Source organism: Vibrio sp. 10N.261.52.C2, assembly GCF_041471425.1.
GTDB lineage: Bacteria > Pseudomonadota > Gammaproteobacteria > Enterobacterales > Vibrionaceae > Vibrio > Vibrio crassostreae_C.
Window position 1 is genome coordinate 121119 of sequence record NZ_JBFROH010000018.1, and the last position, 21809, is coordinate 142927.

The 21809-nt window shown below is 44.8% G+C and carries 18 protein-coding genes; 13 read left to right on the plus strand and 5 right to left on the minus strand.

Annotation, left to right across the window (positions count from 1 at the left end):
- Position 1: 1 nt before the first annotated feature.
- The 4 genes from ptsP to AB4307_RS07670 are packed head-to-tail and all read left to right on the plus strand — an operon-like array spanning position 2 to position 4791.
- Positions 2 to 2251, plus strand: a complete 2250-nt coding sequence (gene ptsP, locus AB4307_RS07655; protein ID WP_017059336.1) for a phosphoenolpyruvate--protein phosphotransferase — start codon at positions 2 to 4, stop codon at positions 2249 to 2251.
- A gap of 8 nt (positions 2252 to 2259) precedes the next feature.
- Positions 2260 to 3051 carry a sulfite exporter TauE/SafE family protein gene (locus AB4307_RS07660; protein WP_017059337.1) on the plus strand — a complete coding sequence of 264 codons (792 nt, stop codon included), beginning with the start codon at positions 2260 to 2262 and terminating at the stop codon, positions 3049 to 3051.
- A gap of 57 nt (positions 3052 to 3108) precedes the next feature.
- Positions 3109 to 3930 (plus strand): prolipoprotein diacylglyceryl transferase, encoded by an 822-nt coding sequence (gene lgt, locus AB4307_RS07665; protein ID WP_017059338.1) that lies wholly within the window; start codon positions 3109 to 3111, stop codon positions 3928 to 3930.
- A gap of 9 nt (positions 3931 to 3939) precedes the next feature.
- Positions 3940 to 4791 (plus strand): thymidylate synthase, encoded by an 852-nt coding sequence (locus AB4307_RS07670; RefSeq protein WP_372074517.1) that lies wholly within the window; start codon positions 3940 to 3942, stop codon positions 4789 to 4791.
- Positions 4792 to 5346: 555 nt separating this feature from the next.
- Here the strand turns inward: AB4307_RS07670 and AB4307_RS07675 are convergent.
- The gene (locus AB4307_RS07675) at positions 5347 to 6492 is read right to left on the minus strand and encodes a Na/Pi symporter (protein WP_017059340.1); all 1146 of its coding nucleotides are present in this window, start codon (positions 6490 to 6492) and stop codon (positions 5347 to 5349) included.
- Positions 6493 to 6882: 390 nt separating this feature from the next.
- On the opposite strand from AB4307_RS07675, the gene nhaR reads away from it, so the two are divergent.
- Together nhaR and AB4307_RS07685 are read left to right on the plus strand one after the other, a co-directional pair.
- On the plus strand, positions 6883 to 7773 hold the full coding sequence (gene nhaR, locus AB4307_RS07680) for a transcriptional activator NhaR (protein ID WP_017059341.1): 891 nt from the start codon (positions 6883 to 6885) through the stop codon (positions 7771 to 7773).
- Positions 7774 to 7873: 100 nt separating this feature from the next.
- Positions 7874 to 8167, plus strand: coding sequence for an ArsR/SmtB family transcription factor (locus AB4307_RS07685; RefSeq protein ID WP_004735028.1), 294 nt, complete (start codon positions 7874 to 7876; stop codon positions 8165 to 8167).
- A 293-nt stretch (positions 8168 to 8460) separates the two neighbouring features.
- Here AB4307_RS07685 and rpsT read toward each other — a convergent pair whose 3' ends face one another.
- Positions 8461 to 8721, minus strand: a complete 261-nt coding sequence (gene rpsT, locus AB4307_RS07690; protein ID WP_004739529.1) for a 30S ribosomal protein S20 — start codon at positions 8719 to 8721, stop codon at positions 8461 to 8463.
- A gap of 251 nt (positions 8722 to 8972) precedes the next feature.
- Here rpsT and murJ point away from each other — a divergent pair, with 251 nt between their 5' ends.
- The 6 genes from murJ (at position 8973) to ispH (ending at position 16833) form a co-directional block, all read left to right on the plus strand.
- A complete protein-coding gene (murJ, locus tag AB4307_RS07695) occupies positions 8973 to 10535 on the plus strand; it encodes a murein biosynthesis integral membrane protein MurJ (RefSeq protein ID WP_372131550.1) in 1563 nt (520 codons plus the stop codon).
- A 70-nt stretch (positions 10536 to 10605) separates the two neighbouring features.
- Positions 10606 to 11541 carry a bifunctional riboflavin kinase/FAD synthetase gene (gene ribF, locus AB4307_RS07700; protein WP_017062867.1) on the plus strand — a complete coding sequence of 312 codons (936 nt, stop codon included), beginning with the start codon at positions 10606 to 10608 and terminating at the stop codon, positions 11539 to 11541.
- Positions 11542 to 11604: 63 nt separating this feature from the next.
- A complete protein-coding gene (gene ileS / locus AB4307_RS07705) occupies positions 11605 to 14481 on the plus strand; it encodes an isoleucine--tRNA ligase (protein ID WP_017059344.1) in 2877 nt (958 codons plus the stop codon).
- Between the two features lie 157 nt (positions 14482 to 14638).
- Complete coding sequence (gene lspA / locus AB4307_RS07710) at positions 14639 to 15139, plus strand: signal peptidase II (protein WP_004739521.1); 501 nt, start codon at positions 14639 to 14641, stop codon at positions 15137 to 15139.
- A gap of 149 nt (positions 15140 to 15288) precedes the next feature.
- Complete coding sequence (fkpB, locus tag AB4307_RS07715) at positions 15289 to 15720, plus strand: FKBP-type peptidyl-prolyl cis-trans isomerase (protein WP_372131552.1); 432 nt, start codon at positions 15289 to 15291, stop codon at positions 15718 to 15720.
- Positions 15721 to 15876: 156 nt separating this feature from the next.
- Positions 15877 to 16833, plus strand: coding sequence for a 4-hydroxy-3-methylbut-2-enyl diphosphate reductase (gene ispH / locus AB4307_RS07720; protein WP_029235087.1), 957 nt, complete (start codon positions 15877 to 15879; stop codon positions 16831 to 16833).
- Positions 16834 to 16916: 83 nt separating this feature from the next.
- Here the strand turns inward: ispH and btsR are convergent, their stop codons facing one another.
- From btsR to AB4307_RS07735, 3 genes are all read right to left on the minus strand, one after another.
- Positions 16917 to 17648 (minus strand): two-component system response regulator BtsR, encoded by a 732-nt coding sequence (btsR, locus tag AB4307_RS07725; protein ID WP_132744213.1) that lies wholly within the window; start codon positions 17646 to 17648, stop codon positions 16917 to 16919.
- Between the two features lie 92 nt (positions 17649 to 17740).
- Positions 17741 to 19411, minus strand: coding sequence for a LytS/YhcK type 5TM receptor domain-containing protein (locus AB4307_RS07730; RefSeq protein WP_372117836.1), 1671 nt, complete (start codon positions 19409 to 19411; stop codon positions 17741 to 17743).
- Positions 19412 to 19672: 261 nt separating this feature from the next.
- Entirely contained in the window at positions 19673 to 21163 is a 1491-nt protein-coding gene (locus AB4307_RS07735; protein ID WP_017077728.1) for a carbon starvation CstA family protein, read from the minus strand.
- A 252-nt stretch (positions 21164 to 21415) separates the two neighbouring features.
- Here AB4307_RS07735 and AB4307_RS07740 point away from each other — a divergent pair, with 252 nt between their 5' ends.
- The gene (locus tag AB4307_RS07740; RefSeq protein ID WP_017059350.1) at positions 21416 to 21766 is read left to right on the plus strand and encodes a DUF2799 domain-containing protein; all 351 of its coding nucleotides are present in this window, start codon (positions 21416 to 21418) and stop codon (positions 21764 to 21766) included.
- Positions 21767 to 21809: the final 43 nt, after the last annotated feature.

The window sequence follows — 21809 nt, forward strand, 5'->3', positions numbered from 1 at the left end:
CATGCTCAGTCAACTAAGGGAAATAGTTGAACACGTATCAAGAGTTGAAGATGTGTCGACGGCTCTTGATATTTTGGTTAAAGAGACATGCAGTGCGATGCAGACGGAATGTTGCACCGTGTATTTGGCAAATAATGATATGCAGCGCCTTGAGTTGATGGCAACTCAAGGCCTGATCTTCAAAGGCAATAGCATTCACATTGGTTTTGACGAAGGTCTGGTTGGCCTTGTTAAAAGAAGTGCTGAACCTATCAACCTTGCACAAGCGTCTGCTCACCCTGCTTATAAGTTTTTTCCAGAGCTTGGAGAAAACGTCTATCACTCTTTTCTCGGTACTCCGATTATCCACCGCAAGCAAGTGCTCGGTGTATTGGTCATTCAACAGAAGACCCCACGTTTATTTAGTGAGATGGAAGAATCCTTCCTTGTCACGCTCTCTGCACAACTTGCCGTTATTGTGGCGCACGCCCAAACTCAAGGCCATTGGCTGTTAGAGCAACAGAAGCTACCGGCTACTAAAGGTATTGCAGCTTCATCGGGCGTGGCGATTGGTGACTTATGGTGGGACAACACTCAGCCTGAACTCACCGATGTTTATCCTGCTTCGACGCTCAATATAGAGAGAGAGCATGAGTTGTTGGCGGTAGCGGTTGAAAACGCCCTCAATGACTTTAAGCGCATGCGAAAGCGCTTAGATAGCGAAATCAATAAAGATGCGTTGGCGATCTTTGACCTGTTTACTCACTTACTCAACGATCCTATGCTGCGTAAGGATCTAAAAAGCCAAATCCAGAAAGGCGATAAAGCCGATTGGGCACTAAGACAGGTTGTAGAGAGTTATTCTAATCGCTTTGCTCGTATGTCGGACGTGTATCTTCGTGAGAGAGCACAAGACATCCGAGAGCTCGGACAAAGGCTGCTCTATTTCCTCCACAACTCTGAACATGAACTTCGCACGTTAGATAAGCCGATTATCCTAGTGGTTCGTGAGTTAACCGCTTCGGTATTAGCGTCTATTCCCAAAGAAAAGCTCTTAGCGGTGATTTCCTTGGAAGGGGCGGCGAACTCGCACGCAGCGATTTTATCTCGAGCGCTTGGCATACCTTCCGTCATGGGGGTAAACCTCAACCTAGCTCAAGCTAATGGCAAGCGAGCGATTGTTGATGGGTATAGCGGTGAGATCTTTATTGAGCCGACTAAAAGCCTGCTCAAAGAGTATCGAGGGCTGATTCTAGAAGAGAGTGAGCTCTCCTCTATGGTCAATCGCGAGCTGTACCTACCGGCAAAAACGCAAGACAACAAGCAAGTCGAGATTCTGCTTAATGCGGGTTTAAGTGCAGACACTAACATCGCTATCAACCAAGGCGTTGATGGCGTAGGGCTGTATCGAACTGAAATTTCTTTCTTGTTGCAGCAAAGATTCCCGTCAGAGGATGAACAATTCAAGCAGTATCGTTCTGTACTGGCAAGCTACCCAGAGAAACAAGTGGTGATGCGTACACTCGATATCGGTGGTGATAAGGCCTTACCGTATTTTCCTATCGAAGAGGACAATCCATTCCTTGGTTGGCGTGGTATTCGGTTTACGCTCGATCATCCTGACATCTTTATTATTCAGTTACGTGCCATGCTACGTGCGAGCTGTGAAAGCCATAACTTGAGTATTTTGCTGCCGATGATCTCTGGTGCACAGGAGTTGGATGACGCGCTACAGTTGATTGAACAAGCGTATGATGAAGTGCATGAGCTTGATAACCGAGTGCGTATGCCTCGCGTTGGTATCATGATTGAAGTGCCATCCATGCTGTACATACTGCCGCTGATTGCGCATAAGGTCGACTTTGTTTCAGTCGGTACCAACGACTTAACCCAATATTTATTAGCGGTTGATCGGAACAATTCACGAGTATCCGATGTCTATGAATCAATGCACCCTGCGGTGATCATGGCATTAAAACAAATTCATGATACTTGTAAGCAATATCAATTACCTGTTTGTATTTGTGGCGAGTTAGCCGGTGACCCGATGGGCGCGCTGCTATTGATTGGATTGGGGTATGAGACGTTAAGTATGAATACCTCGAATGTCGCAAGAACCAAATATTTGATTCGTCAGTCGAACTTGGCTGAATTACAGGATTTGGCAAATAAGGCACTTTCAAAACCGTATGGTAGTGACATCTATAGTATGATGCTGAACTATTTCGAAGAGCGTGAATTTACAGGCTTCATTCGAGCAGGTAAAAAATAGGATTTAACGTGTCATATGAACTGATAGGCTTGTTAGCGGGCCTTGGTGCTATTGTTGGTGTTTTAGCAGGCTTGCTAGGCATTGGTGGTGGTTTGCTGGTTGTTCCTGCCTTACTGTTTTTGCTTCCTAAAGCGGGTATCCCCCAAGAGTTTGCGATGCAAATGGCATTGGCTACTTCGCTATCAACCATCATCGTTACGTCGGGATCGTCTGCGATTAACCATCTAAAGTTGGGTAACGTAGAGATGTTTGTCGTTAAATGGTTGATGCCAGGTGTGGTGATAGGTGGCTTCCTCGGCTCTTTCGTGGCCGATGTAATTCCAGCTCAATACTTACCAAAAGTCTTTGGTGTGATTGTTTTGGTGTTGGCGTTGCAAATGCTATTGTCGATTCGCTCCAAGAGCCAAAAATCGATGCCGGGTTCAGCTAAAACCGTGTTGTGTGGCGGCGGGATTGGTTTGGTATCAAGCTTAGCGGGCATTGGCGGTGGGTCTTTATCGGTACCTTTCCTTAACCATCACGGTGTGGAAATGCGTAAAGCCGTCGGCTCATCTTCGGTATGCGGTTGTGTTATCGCGATTTCGGGAATGCTAGGTTTCATTTGGCATGGATCTTCTGTCGATGATCTTCCTGCGTATAGCTTGGGTTATGTTTATCTACCGGCTTTGATCGCGATATCTTGTACCTCAGTTTTGACCACTCGAGTGGGTGCGAAACTGGCCACTCAATTGCCAACCCCTGTGCTGAAGAAATTCTTTGCGGTATTTTTAATGTTTATAGCAGCCACAATGCTGCTGTAGTGTCTTTTCTGTTAGTCATTGAGCTAACCGTTAATCAATTTAGATAGAGAGCCAAGTATGTCTCAGGGTTTTATCGAATTCCCAAATATCGATCCTGTTCTTATTGAACTAGGACCAATCTCAGTTCGTTGGTACGGCCTAATGTACCTTGTCGGTTTTATGTTTGCTCTTTGGTTAGCAAATCGCCGAGCTGATCAACCGGGTAGTGGTTGGACTCGAGAGCAAGTATCAGACTTACTGTTTGCTGGCTTTCTAGGTGTGGTGTTGGGTGGTCGTATTGGCTACGTACTTTTCTACAACTTTGACCTTTTCCTAGCAGACCCACTGTACCTATTTAAGGTATGGACTGGCGGTATGTCTTTCCACGGTGGCTTGCTGGGTGTTATCACCGCAATGTTCTGGTATGCGAAAAAGAATGGTCGCACCTTCTTTGGCGTGGCAGACATGATTGCACCACTCGTCCCATTTGGTTTAGGTATGGGCCGTCTAGGTAACTTCATGAACAGCGAGCTTTGGGGCCGTGTGACTGATGTGCCATGGGCGATTGTGTTCCCTAACGGTGGTCCACTTCCTCGTCACCCATCTCAACTTTACGAGATGGCGCTTGAAGGTATCGTGCTGTTCTTCATCTTGAACTGGTTTATCAAAAAGCCGCGTCCTCTTGGTTCTGTATCAGGGTTATTCCTAGCTGGATATGGTACATTCCGCTTCTTAGTAGAATACGTACGTGAACCTGATGCTCACCTAGGTTTGTTCGGTGGATTTATCTCTATGGGACAAATTTTGTCACTGCCAATGGTTATCATCGGTGTGCTGATGATGGTGTGGGCATACAAGCGTGGTCACTACAAAGACGAATTACCACAACAAACGAAGTAAGGAATTGGTGTGAAACAGTATTTAGATCTCTGTCAGCGTATCGTTGATGACGGTACTTGGATTGAAAATGAACGCACGGGCAAGCGTTGCCTAACCGTGATCAATGCTGACCTTGAATATGATGTTGGTAATAACCAATTCCCACTGGTAACAACGCGTAAGAGTTTTTGGAAAGCCGCAGTTGCTGAGCTGCTTGGCTATATCCGTGGTTACGACAATGCTGAAGATTTTCGTAAGCTAGGGACTAAAACTTGGGATGCGAATTCTAACCTGAATGAAGCATGGCTGAATAACCCTTACCGCAAGGGTGAAGATGACATGGGCCGTGTTTATGGCGTTCAAGGACGTGCATGGGCAAAACCTGACGGCGGTCATATCGACCAACTGAAGAAGATTGTTGATGATCTAACTAACGGTATTGATGACCGCGGCGAGATCTTAAACTTCTACAACCCAGGTGAGTTCCACATGGGATGTTTGCGTCCGTGTATGTACAGCCATCACTTCTCACTACTTGGTGATACTCTGTACCTAAACAGCACTCAGCGCTCTTGCGATGTACCCCTAGGCCTGAACTTCAACATGGTTCAAGTGTATGTCTTCCTAGCTATCATAGCGCAAATCACGGGTAAGAAAGCTGGCGTGGCTTACCATAAGCTAGTAAATGCTCATATTTACGAAGATCAACTTGCACCTATGCGTGATATCCAGTTAAAGCGTGAGCCGTTAGCTGGCCCAACATTCCATATCAATCCTCAGATTAAGTCTCTAGAAGATTTGGAAACATGGGTAACGATGGATGACTTCTGGGTTGAAGGTTACGAATGCCACGAAGCGATTAAGTACCCATTCTCGGTTTAATCTCACTCGCTTTGTTTGATTGAAAGGCTGCCTCTGTGCAGCCTTTTTTGTATCTAAGTTACAGTGACGAGTAATCGAGATTCGAAGAGCAGAGAAATCATATGCTGTGTGATGCTTTATGTTACTCGTATACTCTCAACGCGCATTGGCTCTTTCTCTTCGATACTCGCTTACACGCATCTCGAATCTTTTTTCGATTCATCATTCCCTAGACTGACGAAGGAAGGAGTTGGGAGTCTCTTTCGTGGTGTGTTTGTGGGATTCCCTATCACGCTCGTTCCTCGCTGTAGGGAATGACGGAAATATATAGATGCGGGTAAACGAGATGCGGGATACGAAGAGCTAGAACGGACTTCTTTGGTGAGTAATGCTTACCTTACCGATTTACTCTTATATCGTATCAGTTTCAGCTCTTGTCACAAGCTTACTCATATCTCGAATTTGATTTTAGCTCTTCGTTACTCGTTTACCCGAATCCCGTATCTGCTCTTAAAAAGAAAAAGCCCGCAACCTAGGAGGTAGCGGGCTTTGCTATAAGCGATGTTTATTTTGCTATTAAGCGGTAAGAGCTAACACGCTACCAGGCAGTACAAGGAATACCGCAACAAGGTAACCAGCCACTACAGCTTTGTTCTTCACAGCCATGTCTGAAATCATGTCTGCCGCTTTAACTGGAAGTTCACGTAGGAACGGGATACCGAAGATGAATACCGTTGACATGATGTTGAACACCAAGTGTACTAGAGCAATTTGTAGTGCGAATACTGCGAACTCACCAGACACTGCTGTAGCTGCAAGTAGAGCCGTAATACATGTACCGATGTTTGCACCCAGAGTGAATGGGTAAACGTCACGTACTTTAAGAACACCTGAACCTACTAGTGGAACCATCAAGCTTGTTGTCGTAGAAGAAGACTGAACAAGGATAGTCACGATAGAGCCAGAAGCGATACCGTGGATTGGACCACGACCGATTGCGTTCTTTAGAATCTCACGAGCACGACCAACCATTAGGCTCTTCATCAGCTTACCCATTACAGTAATAGCTACGAAGATAGTTGCGATACCTAGAGCGATAAGCATGATGCCGCCAACAGTGTCGCCAAACGTTGATAGTGGTTCTTTAATCGCACTTACAACAGGCTTAGTGATTGGCTTGATGAAGTTAAGACCACCCATGCTCATATCACCTGTTGCTAGCATCGGTGATACTAACCAGTGAGAAATTTTCTCTAGAATTCCAAACGCCATCTCTAGTGGTAGGAAGATAGCAACGGCTAATAGGTTAAAGAAGTCGTGGATTGTCGCACTTGCGAATGCACGTTTGAACTCTTCTTTACAACGAACGTGACCAAGGCTAACTAGCGTATTGGTTACCGTAGTACCAATGTTAGCACCCATGATCATAGGAATTGCTAGCTCAACAGGTAAACCACCTGCCACAAGGCCAACGATAATTGAAGTAACTGTACTTGATGATTGAATAAGCGCTGTTGCTACTAAACCAATCATTAAGCCTGCAACTGGGTGTGAAGCAAATTCGAAAAGAACCTTTGCTTGCTCGCCTGTTGCCCATTTGAAGCCTGTACCAACCATTGAAACTGAAAGTAATAGTAGGTAAAGCATGAATGCCAAGTTAGCCCAGCGTAGCCAACGAGTAGTGCTCGAGATAGGCGCTGCTGCAGTAGTAGCTTGGTTCATAATGTTTTCTCCATTGGACCGTTTAAGTCTGTGTTTGGTCTGTTTGTTTAATCTGAGCGTGATGTTAGAGGGGAAATATTTCAGTAATATTACATTTTGGTTTAGGTGCGACTTTTTTGTGATGATTTACTCTTTAAATATTCCAATTGCTAATGTGGTTGTTTTAAGTTGTTGTTTTGAATTGTTTTTTTAATGGAAATTCTATAGGTGATATAGATCTTAAAAGTTAGAAAAAAATTGAAAATAATCGATGAAATATTACATTATGAAATCAGACACTTCGAAAAAATAAGTGGTAAATCTATGTTTGGTTAGGTTTTTCCGAGTTTGTTGAGTGGCGGTGTCATATTTGATATAAAAGGGTATCTACTCTTTTATTACGGCACATCTATGTCGCATCTCAACTACAACCATCTGTATTACTTCTGGATGGTTTGCAAGCAAGGCTCTGTTACTAAAGCTGCAGAAGCCCTATTCCTAACACCACAAACGGTAACGGGGCAGATAAAAGCCTTAGAAGAACGCATGGATGGCAAGTTGACCAAGCGTAATGGCCGAAGTGTTGAGCCTACAGAGCTTGGGCAACTGGTCTTTAAATATGCCGATCGTATGTTTGGCCTGAGTTACGAGATGCTGGACATCGTGAATTACAGCCAGCACTCCAATATTCTGTTTGATGTTGGCGTCGCGGATGCGCTCTCTAAAAGACTCGTCAGTAAGATACTGATGTCGACCATCCCTCCAGATAACAGCATTCACTTGCGCTGTTTTGAATCGACCCATGAAATGCTACTTGAGCAACTCTCTCAACATAAGCTCGATATGATTTTGTCTGACTGTCCGGTGGACTCTAGTCAAAGCCCGGGCCTGTTCAGTAAAAAGCTGGGTGAGAGTGGAATGAGCTTTTTTAGTTCAGGTCAGGTTGAAGGGGTTAATTTCCCTGCTGTATTGGAGCAAAGAAAGCTTTTGATCCCTGGCAGCCGAACCTCAATGGGTCGTAAAGTGCTGCAATGGTTTGATAGACAAGGGCTTAAGCCAGATATTTTAGGTGAGTTTGATGATGCCGCATTGATGAAGGCTTTTGCTCGTTACCATCATGACGTAATATTTTTAGCACCGACGATTTATATGTCTGAAGTGGAAGACGACACATCACTGCAACTATTAGGCGGTATTGAAGAGTTAAAAGAGGAGTACTACGTCATATTTGCTGAGAGGATGATCCAACATCCAGCAGTAAAAAACGTATGTGACGCAGATTTTAGCAAATTGTTCGAGTGAGATAGTTTGTTAATGAATTGATATCGATTATCATAACTCCGCAATATGCCGGAAATACTGATAGCCCGTAGTTGGCGTAAAGGTTGTAGGGAGCCAAACTATGAACTTAAAAGAGATGGAGAAGAACTCAGCACAAGCTGTGATTCTACTCAAAGCCATGGCTAACGAGCGTCGCTTACAGATTTTGTGCCTATTACATGGCACTGAACTGTCGGTTGGGGAGTTGTGTGGCAAGTTGGAACTGAGTCAGTCTGCTTTATCTCAACATCTTGCTTGGTTGAGAAGAGATGGTTTGGTCGAAACTCGCAAAGAAGCTCAAACTGTGTATTACACATTGAGTAGTGAAGAAGTAAAAGCGATGATTAACCTACTGCATGGTATTTACTGCAAGTAGCTTATTGCTGGTGGGAGGGGGATTTCTTATCAGCGATAGAATGACACAAGGAAGTGTTAGCATTTCACATTGAACGTTAGTGTTTACCTATCTATCTATCTATCTACCTATCTACGTACCAATTTGCTTCTCTATTTATTTTTCTGATTGTTTGTTTTATCTATCTGCTTAAATTGTTTATCGGTCAGAAAAACGGCTGTTAGCACGTAAAATAAAAGCGTTACTCAAAATTTAGATATAAAAAAACCGGCCTAGGCCGGTTTTTTTCGTTTTGCGTTGTAATCAAATTTCTATTAAAGAGCTTTGATTGCAGCAGCGAAACGAGACTTATGACGTGCAGCTTTATTCTTATGAATAAGGCCTTTAGTCGCCATACGGTCAAGAAGTGGTGTAACTTCTACAAGAGCAGCAGTTGCAGCTTCTTTATCACCAGCTGCGATAGCTGCGATAGTCTTTTTCATGTAAGTGCGCATCATAGAACGACGGCTAGCATTGTGCTGGCGACGTTTCTCAGCTTGGATAGCGCGCTTCTTAGCAGATTTACTGTTTGCCAAGGGTCTAACTCCCAAAAACTTAGTTCGGTGACAATTTAAGGGCGAGGACTATCCCTCATTAGCGCTTAATTGTCAAATGATTTGTGCAAAAACCAATCGTAGCCAAACAAACTTTGGTATGGAAAGGTCATCGCGGTTAAGATGGCGGGGATTCTAACAGCATTTTTAGACCAATGCTAATAAATATGCTTCTTAGGACAGGATAGTATTTATCCTCGCTTGAAAGTAATCAACCAGTGTCAGAGGTTTCTGTGAGTAAACGACTATTAAAGTCAGGCCTGATTGTCAGCGCAATGACTTTTGTTTCCCGTGTATTGGGGCTAGTACGTGATGTAGTAGTAGCAAATTTGATGGGGGCAGGAGCGAGTGCCGACGTATTTTTCTTCGCTAATAAAATTCCTAATTTCTTACGTCGACTTTTTGCAGAAGGTGCGTTTTCTCAAGCGTTTGTTCCTGTATTAACGGAATATCACGCCGCAGGTGATAAAGATAAGACACGAGATTTAATTGCTAAGGTGTCGGGGACGCTCGGGGTTTTAGTTTCTATTGTCACCGTCATCGGGGTATTGGGCTCTGGCGTGATCACCGCGATGTTTGGTGCGGGTTGGTTTATCGACTGGCTAAATGATGGCCCATCAGCACCCAAATTTGAGCTAGCGAGCTTTATGCTCAAGATTACCTTTCCTTATTTATGGTTTATCACCTTCGTCGCTTTATCTGGTGCCATTCTTAATACATTAGGTAAATTTGCGGTCTCTTCTTTTACTCCTGTGTTCTTGAACGTGATGATCATAGGCGCTGCATGGTTTATCTCACCTAATTTAGAACAACCAGAAATTGGTTTGGCTATTGGTGTGTTTCTTGGTGGCTTAGTCCAATTCCTTTTCCAAATGCCTTTCTTGATCAAAGCGGGTGTGTTGGTTAAGCCGAAGTGGGGATGGAGAGACCCGGGTGTGGTTAAGATCCGCACATTAATGATCCCTGCTCTGTTCGGTGTATCGGTCAGCCAAATCAACTTATTGTTTGATACCTTTATTGCCAGCTTCCTCGCAACAGGCTCTATCAGTTGGTTGTACTACTCAGACCGACTGCTTGAATTTCCTCTCGGTTTATTCGGTATCGCGATTGCGACTGTGATTCTTCCTGCTTTGTCTCGTAAACACGTAGATGCTCAAGGGGAAGGGTTCGCGCATACCATGGATTGGGGCGTGCGCATGGTGTTGCTGCTTGGTATTCCTGCGATGTTAGGTCTTATCGTTTTAGCTAAACCCATGTTGATGGTGCTATTTATGCGTGGTGAGTTCTCTCCACACGATGTACAGCAAGCATCGATGTCATTGGTAGTTTACGCATCAGGCTTGCTTAATTTCATGCTGATTAAAGTTTTAGCTCCGGGCTATTACTCTCGCCAAGATACCAAAACACCGGTTAAGTACGGCATTATCGCTATGGTGACCAATATGGTGTTTAACGCGATCTTTGCTTATTTTTATGGCTATGTGGGTTTGGCGATTGCGACGGCACTGTCTGCCTTTGTGAATATGGCCTTGTTATATCGAGGATTGCACCTTGCTGGTGTGTATCAATTAACTAAGACAACCTTGTTGTTCAGTGCCAAATTAATTATCTCAGGTGTGGTGATGGTAGCGGCTATTTTATGGCAGCTGGATAATATGCAACATTGGCTTGAATGGAGCTTTAGCCAGAGAGCGCTGACATTAACTGGCTTGATTGGACTTGGTGGCTTTGTTTATATTGTTTCGGTACTGATTTTAGGTATCCGAGTAAAACATTTAAAAGCAGCGACAGATTAATACTGATTAGTATATAATCCGTCGGTTTCACACAATAAATGATGCAAATAACAGGTTTTAGCTGATCATAATGGAACTGATCCGAGGTATACACAATATTAAAGCGCAGCATCATGGCTGTGTATTAACCATAGGTAACTTCGATGGTGTTCATTTAGGACATCAAGAGGTTTTGAGTCAGGTTTCTAAACAAGCTGCAGCATTAGGGCTACCTTCTGTTGTTATGACGTTTGAACCGCAGCCTATGGAGCTGTTTGCCCGAGATAGAGCGCCAGCACGTTTAACTCGTTTACGAGACAAATACGTGCAACTGAGTAAGCTAGATATCAGTCGCTTATTGTGTGTTAATTTTAATCAGTATTTTGCAAGTTTATCCGCGGAAGCATTCATTAAGGATCTTTTGGTTGATAAGCTTGGTGTGAAGTTCTTGGTGGTTGGTGACGATTTTTGCTTTGGTAAAGGTCGTACCGGTAATTTCGCTATGCTCAAAGAGGCGGGCGAGAAGTACGGTTTTGAGGTGGTCAGCACCCAAAGCTATTGCTTAAACCAATTACGAGTAAGCAGTACTGAGATACGAAATGCATTAGCGGTCGATGACTTGGCTGCAAGTGCTACCATGTTAGGACGTGATTACAGTATTAGTGGTCGAGTGTCCCATGGTCGAAAACTAGGGAGAACTATCGGTTTCCCTACCGCTAATATTCCATTAAAGCGTTGTGTTTCTCCTGTATCGGGAGTGTATGTTGTTGAAGCTTTGGATATCGACGGTGTTCCTGTCGGTGGCGTTGCTAATATTGGACAACGACCAACAGTTAATGGGGTAAGGCAGCAATTGGAAGTGCATTTTTTTGACTTTAAAGCCAATTTATATGGTAAACAGTTAGAAGTACGACTTTTGCACAAACTGCGCGACGAGATAAAATTTGAATCGTTCGACGCACTAAAGAATCAAATAGAATTGGATGCTGAAGCCGCAAGGGTGTGGCTGCTTCAGCTAAAGAATTAATCGGATGATTCCACCGATTAACATAATGTCTAACTTCGCCCAATATAACGGAATTAAGAATCGATGAGTGATTATAAAGATACCCTGAACTTACCAGAAACAGGGTTCCCAATGCGCGGCAATCTGGCAAATCGTGAGCCAGAAATGCTGAAGCGTTGGTACAAAGAAGATCTTTACGGCGAAATCCGTAAGGCAAAGAAAGGTAAAAAATCTTTCGTACTGCATGATGGCCCTCCATACGCGAACGGCGATATTCACATTGGCCACGCGCTGAATAAGATTCTTAAAGACATTATTATCAAATCTAAGACCCTTTCTGGTTTTGATGCACCGTACATCCCTGGTTGGGACTGTCACGGTCTTCCAATCGAGCTAATGGTTGAGAAGAAGAAAGGTAAGCCTGGTCAGAAGATTTCGGCGGCTGAATTCCGCGAAGAGTGTCGAAAGTACGCTGCGGGTCAAGTTGAAGGTCAGAAAGAGAGCTTCAAACGTCTTGGCATCATGGGCGAGTGGGACAAACCTTATCGCACTATGGATTTTGGCACAGAAGCGAACATCATTCGTTCTCTTGGCAAAATCGCAGACAAAGGTCACCTTCTTAAAGGTTTCAAACCCGTTCACTGGTGTACTGATTGTGGTTCTGCTCTGGCTGAAGCTGAAGTTGAATACAAAGATAAAGTTTCTCCATCTATCGATGTGAAATTTACAGCAGCTGACGAAGCGGCGCTTCTAGAGAAATTTACTCTAGCTGAAGGTCATGCGGGTCAAGGCGAAATTTCTATCGTTATCTGGACAACAACACCATGGACTCTGCCTGCTAACCGCGCAGTATGTCTACGTGATGATCTTGAATACGTGCTTATCCAAGTTGAAGCGAATGGCGACCAGCCTGCTCAACGTATCGTTGTTGCTTCTGAACTAGCAAAAGACGTAATGGATCGTGCAGGTATCGAGCACTTCCACAACCTTGGTTTTGCTACAGGTGCTGATCTTGAGCTTTCTCAGTTCAACCACCCGTTCTACGACTTTACTGTTCCTGCAGTTCTTGGCGATCACGTAACAACAGATTCAGGTACTGGTGTGGTTCACACTGCGCCTGGTCACGGTCAAGAAGATTTCGTGGTTGGTAAAAAGTACAACCTAGAAATCGCTAACCCAGTTGGTTCTAACGGCGTTTACCTGCCAGATACAGAGCTATTTGCTGGTCAGCACGTATTCAAAGCGAACGACTCTGTTTTAGAAGTTCTAAAAGAGAAAGGTGCACTTCTGCATCACCACGCTTACGAGCACAGCTACCCACACTGTTGGAGACACAAAACTCCAATCATCTTCCGCGCAACACCACAATGGTTCATCTCTATGGATCAAGCTGGCCTACGTGCTAAAGCACTAGAGTCAATCAAGAGTGTTGAGTGGTTGCCTGAATGGGGTCAAAGCCGTATCGAAGGCATGGTTGAAGGTCGTCCTGAGTGGTGTATCTCTCGTCAACGTACTTGGGGTGTGCCAATTGCTTTGTTTGTTCATAAAGAAACAGCAGAACTTCACCCAGAAAGCCCAGCGCTTATTGAAAAAGTTGCGAAGCTAGTTGAAGAGAAAGGCATTCAAGCTTGGTGGGATGTAGACGCTGCTGAACTTATGGGCGCAGAAGACGCTGATAAGTACGAAAAAGTAATGGATACGTTAGACGTATGGTTCGACTCAGGTGTTACGCACTTCTCTGTTGTTGATTCTCGTGAAGAGTACAACTTCCCGAACGAAGAGCGCACTCACAGTGCTGATCTTTACCTTGAAGGTTCAGACCAACACCGTGGTTGGTTCCAGTCTTCTCTAATTTCATCTATCGCGATGAAAGACGAAGCACCGTACAAGCAAGTACTAACGCACGGTTTCGTAGTGGATGGTAACGGCCGTAAGATGTCTAAATCTATCGGTAACGTTGTTGCTCCTAAAGACGTAACCAACAAGCTAGGTGCAGATATCCTGCGTCTATGGGTTGCTTCTACAGACTACACGGGTGAAGTTGCGGTTTCTGATGAAATCCTGAAGCGTTCAGCGGATGCTTACCGTCGTATTCGTAACACGGCTCGTTTCTTCCTAGCGAACTTGAACGGTTTCAACCCTGAAACTGACCTAGTTCCTGCTGAAGAGATGGTTGCACTTGATCGCTGGGCTGTTGGCCGTGCTCAAGCTGCACAAGAAGAGATTGTTAAAGCATACGGCGAGTACAACACTCACGGTGTGACTCAACGTCTAATGCAGTTCTGTTCTATCGAAATGGGTTCTTTCTACCTAGACGTAATCAAAGACCGTCAGTACACAGCGAAGCAGGGCAGCCATGCTCAACGTAGCTGTCAAACGGCGCTTTACTACATCGTAGAAGCTCTAGTTCGTTGGATGGCACCTATCATGTCGTTCACTGCAGATGAAATTTGGAACGAAATGCCAAGCTCTTTACCAACTGGAGAGCAGCGCGACACGTTCGTATTCACAGGTGAGTGGTTCGAAGGTCTATTTGGTCTTGCAGAAGGCGAAGAGCTAAGCAACGAATTCTGGACTGAAATCCAGTCTGTTCGTGGCGCAGTGAACAAGCTTCTTGAAGATGCTCGTAAAGAGAAAACGATCGGTGGTGCACTGCAAGCTGAAGTTACTCTATACGCTGACGATGCACTAGCGGCTAAAATCAACAAGCTAGAAGATGAGCTACGTTTCGTACTTATCACCTCTGCAGCTGTTGTTAAGCCACTGAGCGAGAAGTCTGATGCAGCGCAAGCGACAGACGTTGCTGGTCTATTCGTTGAAGTTGCGGCTACTGAAGCTGAGAAGTGTGACCGTTGCTGGCACCACACTCCAGATGTAGGCACTATCGAAGGTCACGAGAAAGTTTGTGGTCGTTGTGTGTCGAACATCGACGGTGAAGGCGAAGTGCGTAAGTTCGCATAACGACTCAGAGAAAGACTGAACTTTTTGTAAAAATCATAGCCCCAGTATCAACTGGGGTTATTTTTAGTTATAGGAAATGTGTTTAACCAAGTTGGTAATCAAGGTCACGTAAGGTGACTAACAATGAATACCAACTTCGTAAATACTAGGAATAGAAATGAGTGAAGTTTCGTTAAAACAATCTGGTGTACGTTGGTTATGGCTGGCTCTATTGGTCTTCTTGGCTGATATCGGCATTAAACTCTTTGTCATGGACAATATGGGTTATGGTTGGGCAAACCGTATTGAGGTGCTGCCATTCTTTAACTTTTTGTACGTGCATAACTACGGTGCAGCGTTTAGCTTCTTGAGTGATCAAAGTGGTTGGCAGCGTTGGTTATTTACGGGTATCGCATTTGCGGTAACAGGTATGCTGACGTACTGGATGAGCAAACTACCAGCAACAGAGAAGTGGAATAACATTGCTTATGCGATCATCATTGGTGGTGCAGTAGGTAATGTGTTTGACCGAGTCGTACATGGCTTTGTTGTCGATTACTTAGACTTCTACTGGGGCACTTACCACTGGCCTGCATTTAACTTAGCTGATATGGGAATCTGTATCGGTGCTGCGATGATCATCTTAGATGGTTTCCGTAAGAAAGACGAAAGCAAATAGCTTGCTTCAAAGTCAGTCTATGACTCACAGAATAGAATAGCCCTAAGCGCTGTCGGTTGATTCCGACGGCGCTTTTTTTTATGCTTCAGTCAACAAGGAAGCAAAGCACAGCGCATCCTCAAATAATAAAGAAGTCTAAGGAAAGTAACGTGGCAGCAATTAAAAATGATTCAGCAGTAACTCTACATTTTACGATTAAAATGAAGGATGGTTCAGTTGCCGATAGTACGGAGAACATGGGCAAACCAGCGAAGTTCGTCATGGGTGATGGCAGCCTAAGTGAGAACTTTGAAGCGTGCTTACTTGGACTTGAAGCCGGCACTGAAAAGTCTATCGAACTGAAGGCGGAAGACGCGTTTGGTATGCCAAACCCAGATCATATTCACTATATGGATCGTGCTAAGTTTGTTGGCGACTCTGAAGTTGAAGTGGGCACTATCATGGCATTTTCAGGTCCTGACGGTATGGAAATTCCAGGTATTATTACTGAGATCGCAGGTGATTCAGTGACGGTTGATTTTAATCACCCACTCGCTGGTCAAGACGTTAGCTTTGACGTCAATATCTTAACGTTAGAATAACTCTCTTAACGTTAGAATAGCTGTCTTCACGCTAGAATAAGATAGCCTTACAGCTGTGATCTCACCCAGAGCTTCACTGTCTAGACGCTTCACTGTAGAATGCGAACCTCGCTGACGGCGAACTCTATAGAAGCAACCTTAGTACCGCGGTAAATGATGAGCAATGAAATGAAAATAATGTTAGCTAACCCTCGTGGCTTTTGTGCCGGTGTCGATCGTGCGATCAGCATCGTAGAGCGTGCACTCGAAATGTATCAGCCACCGATCTATGTTCGCCATGAAGTGGTACACAACCGCTTTGTTGTTGAGGGGCTCAAGCAGCGTGGTGCTATTTTTGTCGAAGAACTGAGTGAGGTGCCAGACGACAACATCGTGATCTTTTCGGCTCACGGTGTTTCTCAAGCGGTTCGTAAAGAAGCGAAAGAGCGTGAGTTAACGGTATTTGATGCGACGTGTCCTTTGGTGACTAAAGTTCATATGGAGGTTGCTCGTGCGAGCCGCAAACATATGGAAGTGGTACTGATTGGCCACGCAGGTCACCCTGAAGTGGAAGGCACTATGGGTCAGTACGCGAGCCAAACTGGTGGTATGTACTTGGTTGAAAGACCAGAGGACGTACAGAACCTCGTGGTGAATGATCCAAGTAACCTGCACTATGTTAGCCAAACTACGCTATCAGTAGATGAAACTGCAGATGTGATTGAAGAGCTACGTCGAGTGTTCCCTGAGATTCAAGGCCCACGTAAAGACGACATCTGCTACGCGACTCAAAACCGTCAAGACGCTGTGCGTGAGATGGCGAATGACGTTGATGTGGTGATAGTGGTTGGTTCTAAGAACTCATCGAATTCAACTCGTCTAAAAGAGCTAGCTGAGAAACTAGGCACACCAGGCTACCTAACTGACTGTCCTGAAGACATTCAAACCGAGTGGGTTGAAGGGAAAAAGAAAATCGGTGTAACAGCCGGTGCTTCTGCTCCTGAAGAGCTAGTTAACCAAATCTTAGATCGTATCCGCGAGCTAGGTGCTACCGATGTTGAAGAGATTCAAGGTCGTGAAGAGAACATGTTCTTCGAAGTACCAAAAGAGCTACAGATTAAACAAGTCGACTAATTTCTATCGATTCTTAAACAGTAAAAAGCCAACGTTGATGCGTTGGCTTTTTTGATCGTGCTATATCTAAACCTGAAATTTGTTTACTGGAGGCCGAGTTGCTCTTTTAACGTCTTGAGATAGCGACGACTCACCGGGACTTCAAAGCCCGTCAGTGTGATGATCTCGGCTAATCCATTCTCTAGTAACTTGATCTCTTGGATCGATTTTATGTTGATCAAATATTGTCGATGGCAGCGGATCAAATCGGTCTTTTCTTCCAAGATCTTCAGGGTTAGTTGCGAGGTTGCTGTTTGTGATGAGCTACGAACATGCACGCCACTGATATCAGAATAGGCGCATTCAACCGTTTGGCTTGCCATGATCACAATGCGGTTATGACCAATACACGGAATCTGCTCTAAGTGGCAGGGAGCAATCGCAGAGATGTCTTGTGCTGGCGCTTTCTGATTCTGCTTGATGACCTTATTCAGACGGCAAACACTCTTGTTTAATCGACAAGGTTCGACGGGTTTGAGTAGGTAGTCAAAGGCATTGTCTTCAAAGGCTTGAATCGCATATTGATCGTAGGCGGTCACAAACACCACATAAGGCATGGTTTCCGGGTCAAGCATGCTCAGCAATTCAATCCCAGTAACCTGAGGCATTTGAATGTCCAAATACACCACGTCAGGCTTGAGAAGGTTGATTTGCTTTAGCCCTTCAATTGCATTACTCGCTTGGCCAATGACTTCCACTTCTCCTGTTTCAGTCAGCAGCTCAATCAACTCTTCGCGAGCAAAAAGCTCATCATCGACAACTAGTGCTTTTAACATCCTACAATCTTCATCTTGATTCTATCCCTGCTTGTTTCTATATATGTCTTCTAAATATGCTTACCGAGAAGCTATCACCCACGAAAAGACCGTTATTTTAGTATAGGTATGATAAAGCTCATTCGAGTAAATTGCTGTGGTTGAGATTCTATTTTTAGTGCTGAGTCTTGTCCAAAGAAATTAGTGAGTCGTTTATCAACAATCTCCATACCTAATCCGACATGATCTTGAGATGGTTTCTGATAGTTGCCTGCATTGTCTTCGACGATCAGTTTGAATCCACCTCCGAAAGGTTCGCTGTAGATCTTTACTGTGCCACCTTCCAACATGTTCGAAATACCATGTTTGATGGCGTTTTCTACCAGCGGTTGCAGTGTAAAGCTCGGCAATTGAGATTCATATAACTGCGGGTCGATATCCCATTCCACTTCTAGTCGATCGGTAAAGCGTGCTTTCTCTATGGTCAGGTAAGCGTTGACGTGTGCCAGTTCGTCTTTGAGCTTCACGGTGTTGATGTTCTGCTTTAGGTTGCTTCTAAAGAAGTGAGACAGGTGTTGAATCAACTCTCGAGCTTTATCTGGGTCACGACGTGTTACTGCGCTGATAGTATTAAGCGCATTGAACAAGAAGTGCGGGTTCACTTGAGCGTGCAGCAGTTTGATTTCTGCTTGTGTCAGTAGCGTTTGCTGCTGCTGGTAGTTGCTAAATAGGATCTGGCTCGATAATAGTTGAGCGATACCTTCACCCATCGACATATTGATAGTTGAGAATAGTTTCAGCTTTGGCTCATAGAGCTTGATGGTGCCGACCACTTCGTTACCCGCGCGCAATGGAATAATCAACGCAGAACCCAATTTACAATCCTGCGACAAGGAGCATTGGTATGGGTTCTCTTTGCCATCAAGGTAGATGATGTCGTTCTGTTCCATCGAAGTGAGCGTGCTTTGCGATGAAATCGGGGTGTTCGGAATATGGTGTTCATCACCAATACCAACGAACGCGAGGATTTTCTCTCGGTCGGTAATCGCTACCGCCCCTACGTTGGTCTCTTCATAAACGATACGTACGATTTTTTGTGCGTTATCGGAATTGAACCCACCATGCAAAATACCCACCGAACGTTCGGCAATGGTCAGTGCGCGGCGTGAGAAGGTAGCCGAGTACTTTTCGAAGATGGTTTTTCTGTCTTGGATGATGCTCATGAACAGTGCTGCACCGACCGAGTTAGCGATGATCATTGGCGCCGCAATATCGGAGACCAGAGCATAGGATTGTTCGAAGGGTTTTGCGACCGCCAGCAGAATCAGCATCTGAATGATCTCTGCAAACAGGGTTACCGAGAAAACCACTAACGGATTAAACAGTTGGCTGGCTTTGTTCTTTCTCACGAGATAAACGTGTAACAGGCCGCCAATCAAGCCTTCTGCTGTGGTTGAAATCGCACAAGCCAAGTCTGTGAAGCCGCCTAATGAGTAACGGTGAATTCCACCAGTAAAGCCGACGGCAAAGCCAACGACAGGGCCGCCAAACAGACCTCCCATTACCGCACCCATCGCACGCGTGTTGGCGATGGCATCATTGATCTGCAGTCCGAAATAGGTACCCATAATGCAGAACAGGGAAAACAGAACGTAGCAGCTGATCTTATGGCTTAAGCGAGATGAGATGCTCAACAAAGGGAGAATCAGTGGGGTTTTACTCAGCATGTAAGCAATCACTAAGTAGACGCAGGTTTGTTGCAGCAGAGAGAGAATGAGTTCCATATTTTCACCTATTGAGACGCTTGTTAAGTGTAAAGCTCATTGCTTGGTAACGGTAGCTTTGCTTGTGTTTTCGTAGGTTATATTCGCTTCCCAGAGTCGAAAGCACTAACGCCTGAAAACACTAAAGCCCATCACAGAGGACGGGCTTTAGTCTTAATTTCCACGAATCACTGGGTGATACGGGAGCAAGCGAAGTGTGTTTGGCTTGTTCTTTTGTCTCTCTATGAAGACGTGTCTCTTGTTCTCAAGAGTCTGAAAGAACTAGGCGGTTTTGGTGACGCCTTTTGCTTCTTTTTCTTCTTCATCAGCAAGGTCGATATCGCCTTTGCCTTTTGAAATTTTGATAACGTAAGCCGCAATTCCGAATGCACTCACCACGCCGATGATGGTTGAAAGCTGCATTGGTAGACCGAAGCCCAGTTGGCTGTTGTTCAGGATGAATGTGATACACACAGATGTCATGAACACAGCTGGAACCGTTGTTACCCAGTGCAGTTTATTGTGACGAAGTAGGTAAGCCGAAGCTGTCCATAGCATCATGACTGCTGTTGATTGGTTAGCAAAACCGAAGTAGCGCCAGATGATACCGAAATCAACTTGAGTCAGGATGCCACCGATAACGAACAGTGGTAACGCCATTAGTAGACGGTTACGCAGTGTTTTCTGTTCCATGTTGAAGTATTCAGCAAGGATAAGACGGCTTGAACGGAACGCTGTGTCACCAGAAGTGATTGGCAGGATAACCACGCCAAGGAAAGCAAGGATACCGCCAAATACACCCAGTAGGCCAAATGAAGCGCTGTATACCACGTTACCAGGGCCGCCGTTTGCAATCGCGTCAGATAAAGATTCAACTGAACCGAAGAATGACAGAGCAAGCGCACACCAGATTAGAGCGATGATGCCTTCACCAATCATTGCACCGTAGAATACGAAGCGACCATTTTTCTCGTTTTCCATGCAACGCGCCATTAGTGGAGACTGAGTTGCGTGGAAGCCAGAGATAGCACCACAAGCGATGGTAATAAATAGAGCAGGCCAAAGTGGTAGATCGTTAGGGTTCATGTTGGTGAACATGTCTTTCATCTCGAAGCCACCCATGATTTGGTGCTCGTCAGATAGACCAATCGCAGTGATTAGGCCAACAGACATAAAGATAAGCAGTGCACCGAACAATGGGTAGAAGCGACCAATGATTTTATCGACAGGGACAATCGTTGCGATGATGTAGTAAGCAAAGATGATGACAACCATGGTGCTCGTAGACATTACGAAATCAGTTTGGTCGTTCACTAGGTTAGTGATCATGCCTGCTGGAGCAGAAACGAACACCACACCAACAAGAAGCAGTAGAACAATGGCAAAGATGTTCATAAAGTGTTTTGCGCCATTGCCTAGGTAACGTCCAGTGATGGTTGGAACCGAAGCGCCACCATTGCGGATAGATAACATACCTGAGAAGTAGTCGTGTACGGCACCTGCGAAGATACAACCTAGCACGATCCAAAGCATTGCTGCTGGGCCGTAAAGGGCACCCATGATAGGGCCGAAGATTGGACCTACACCTGCAATGTTAAGCAGTTGAACTAGGTAAACCTTTGGCGTCGACATTGGAACGAAGTCCACGCCGTCTTGCTTGGTGTGAGCGGGTGTTTGACGCTTTTCATTGATACCGAAAATCTTCTCGATAAAGGCACCGTAAATAAAGTAGCCACCAATGAGTGCTGCAACACAGGTAAGAAACCACATCATAATTTGTTATCCCTGAATGTATTAATTAAGTCAGGGTGTATATTAAAGGAGTGTATGAGAAGAAACTTCCGCTATGAGAGTGAGTGGTCGAATAGCTAATTAAGTGGTGTTATAACTGATTGAGCGGTTTGTTCTCTTGCTTAAGAGGACAACAACAGACAATGAGTGGACATCAGTACGTGTTCAGCGGAGAATCACCACAAAGGCAGCGCTTCGTCAGAAAGTGGTGAAGTAACAATATAAAGGATTGAAATGAAAAAAATAATCGTACTATTCGCCGTGGCATTTAGCCTTGCAGGATGCAGCGCCAATGTTCAAGATTTAGCCGCTGAGGGCAATTGGCAAGAGATTGGCTATCGTGATGGTATCAAAGGCCACACTCAGCGTTCGTATTCAGAGATGACTGAGCTTGGCGCAGTTGATCAAGCGAGTTACACAGAAGGTTATCACCTAGGTGTGACTGAATATTGTAATCCGAACCATGCTTATCAGATTGGTTTATCTGGTCAGGTGTATGAAGGCGTGTGCTCTGGTACGGAAGATGCTCAACGTTTCCGCATGGAATGGCAACGTGGCTGGGATGAGTTCTCAAACGACTATTAAGCCCAAGCTAGCGATAAAAAATTAAAACTAAAAAGACCAGTAC